Source organism: Ensifer sp. (genome assembly GCF_035999135.1).
Lineage (GTDB): Bacteria > Pseudomonadota > Alphaproteobacteria > Rhizobiales > Rhizobiaceae > Ensifer.
The window spans coordinates 1-2,439 of record NZ_DASYGZ010000051.1 but is presented as its reverse complement, the minus strand read 5'-3'; the positions used below and the strand labels follow the sequence as shown (position 1 = coordinate 2,439).

4 protein-coding genes are annotated in these 2,439 nt (G+C 63.6%); 3 read left to right on the top strand and 1 reads right to left on the bottom strand.

The genetic code is table 11. The features are described 5' to 3' along the window. The 3 genes from VGO12_RS05450 to VGO12_RS05440 all read left to right on the top strand — a co-directional run. Positions 1–781, top strand: a 781-nt coding sequence (locus tag VGO12_RS05450) for an ABC transporter permease (protein ID WP_327494916.1), incomplete at its 5' end; no start/stop codon positions are given. A gap of 23 nt (positions 782–804) precedes the next feature. Beyond that, entirely contained in the window at positions 805–1,623 is an 819-nt protein-coding gene (locus VGO12_RS05445) for an ABC transporter ATP-binding protein (protein WP_327511710.1), read from the top strand. Positions 1,624–1,730: 107 nt separating this feature from the next. Further along, positions 1,731–2,159: a heme-binding protein gene (locus VGO12_RS05440; protein WP_327511709.1), complete on the top strand. Its 429-nt coding sequence runs from the start codon at positions 1,731–1,733 to the stop codon at positions 2,157–2,159. A 69-nt stretch (positions 2,160–2,228) separates the two neighbouring features. On the opposite strand, the gene VGO12_RS05435 is transcribed toward VGO12_RS05440, so the two are convergent. Continuing rightward, positions 2,229–2,439, bottom strand: a 211-nt coding sequence (locus VGO12_RS05435) for an aldehyde dehydrogenase family protein (protein WP_327511708.1), incomplete at its 5' end; no start/stop codon positions are given.

The window sequence follows — 2,439 nt, the reverse complement described above, 5'->3', positions numbered from 1 at the left end:
GTCGTCGGAGGCCTCCATGCCAGGCTCTAATTCGCGACTTGTTGCCTACAGCCAAGTCGTCCTCTTTTTCGGTGCGTTTCTGCTCTTCTGGGAATACGGCGTCCGATATTTCGAAGTCAAAAGCTACATCCTGCCGCCCCTGTCCGCGATCGTCGTCGCCGTGTGGGAAGCACGAACCGAAGTGTTCGAGCACTCGATGTATACCCTTGCTGAAGTGCTGATCGGTTTTGGCGCCGCAGTCGTCATCGGCGTCATGCTCGGAATGGTCGTCTATGTCTCGCCCTTTGCCCAGCGCACCATCTATCCGCTGGTCACCGCCTTGCAGACGACGCCGAAGAGCGCGCTCGCACCGCTGATGATCGTCTGGTTCGGCTACGGCTTCATCTCCAAGGTGGCGATGGCGTTCCTGTTCGCCTTCTTCCCGATCGTCGTCGCGACGCTTGGCGGCTTTGCCGGCACCGCGAAGAACCTCGAGGAACATTTCCGGGCGCTCAACGCTGGCCCGTGGCGCACCTTTACGACGCTCCGGCTGCCGAGCGCGCTGCCGAGCTTCATCGACGGTTGTCGCGTCGCCATGCCGCTGGCGATGATCGGCGCGATCATCGGCGAGCTGGTCGGCTCCGAACGGGGCCTTGGCAACCTGATCATGATGGCGACGGCATCGTCGCGCACCGATCTCGTCTTCGGCTGCATCATCGTGATCACGCTGATTTCGCTCGCCCTTTACGCCCTGATCGAGTTTGCGGCCAAGGCCGTCTGGTGGCGGGGTATCCAGGTATGAATATGTCGGTTCGGGAGGAAAAGATGGCGTCTGTAGCCACGGCCGGAGTGCACCAAAGCCAAGAGGGCGCACGCCCTGCGACGGAGGCAGTCGCCAATCACATCGAGGCAAAGGGGCTGAACAAGACCTTCGGTCAGTTCAAGGCGCTTGAGGACATCGATTTCGGCATCAGGCCGCAGGAGTTCGTCTCGGTCCTGGGTCCAAGTGGCTGCGGCAAGAGCACGCTTCTGCGCATCGTTGCCGGTCTCATTCCCTATGAGACGGGCGCGGCCACCATCAAGGGCGAGAAGATCCGCTCGCCGCGGCCGGATGTCGGCGTGGTGTTCCAGACCAACAACATGCTGCCCTGGCTGACCGTCCGGGGCAACGTCGAGCTCGGCGCGCGCATCCGCAACATGCCCGCGGACGCCCGCAAGGTGGCGGTCGACAAGGTGCTCGACGTCCTGTCGCTGACCAAGTTCGCCGATGCCCACCCGCATCAGCTGTCGGGCGGCATGCGCCAGCGCGCATCGATCGGCCAGGCCCTGGTGCTCGATCCGCCGATCCTGTTGATGGACGAGCCTTTCGGTGCGCTCGACGCACTCACCCGCGACAAGCTCAATGTCGAGCTGCTTCGCATCTGGCAGGAGCACAGAAAGACCGTGATGCTGATCACCCACAGCATCGCCGAGGCGGTCTTCCTGTCAGATCGCGTCCTCGTCATGGCGGACCGCCCCGGCAAGATCATCGAGGAAGTGACGATCGACCTGCCGCGCCCGCGCGACGCTGCGACGACCCGCGCGCTGCCGAAATTCGGCGAGTATGTCGCCTATCTCGGCAAGGTCATGGGTGTCGCCAACTGACCAGAGCGTACCGCTCGGCAGTGATAGCGTCCCATGCGCACGCCAGGACATCGGCCCGCGCCTGCGACGAGGCGCGGGGTCAACATTCTCATGCGATCGGAATTCTTATGCAGCGTCTTACACTTGAAATAGCAAACGCGATCATCGCCGGCGCGTTCAGTCGGGCAAAGGAAGCGGGCCTGAAGCCTTTGTCCGTCGCCGTGCTCGATGCCGGCGGCCACCTGATCGCCTTCCAGAAGCAGGACGGCTCCTCGATGCTTCGCTTCGAGATCGCCTCCGGCAAGGCCTATGGCGCGCTTGCCGTCGGCATGGGGTCGCGCTGGCTCAACACGACCGCGATCGAGCGGCCGCATTTCATCGAGGGCCTCTCGGCCGTGTCCGGCGGCCGGATCGTGCCGGTTCCAGGCGGTGTCCTGGTGCGCTCGAAGGACGGCGAGCTGCTCGGTGCCGTCGGCATAACCGGCGACACGTCGGACAATGACGAGATCTGTGCAGTCGCGGGCATCGAGGCCCTGGGCCTCACCGCCCAGGCCTGATGCAGGGTGACGTGAGACAGCCGAGCGGCGTCATCGACGTCGTTCGGCCGCCTCTTGCCTTGCTTCGTCTCAGATGCTCTTGCGCGTGACGAAGCGCGTTTCGAGATAGGCCTCGATCGCCTCCGAACCACCCTCGGTGCCGTAGCCGGAATCCTTGATGCCGCCGAAGGGCACCTCCGGCAGCGCCAGGCCCAGGTGGTTGATCGAGATCATGCCGCTTTCGACTTCGCTTGAAAGGCGGTGCGCGCTTCTTTCCGATCCGGTGAAGGCATAGGCTGCA

Coding starts and splice junctions, on each gene's coding strand:
- VGO12_RS05440 (WP_327511709.1), top strand. CDS start 1,731: ATGCAGCGTCTTACACTTGAAATAGCAAACGCGATCATCGCCGGCGCG.
- VGO12_RS05445 (WP_327511710.1), top strand. CDS start 805: ATGGCGTCTGTAGCCACGGCCGGAGTGCACCAAAGCCAAGAGGGCGCA.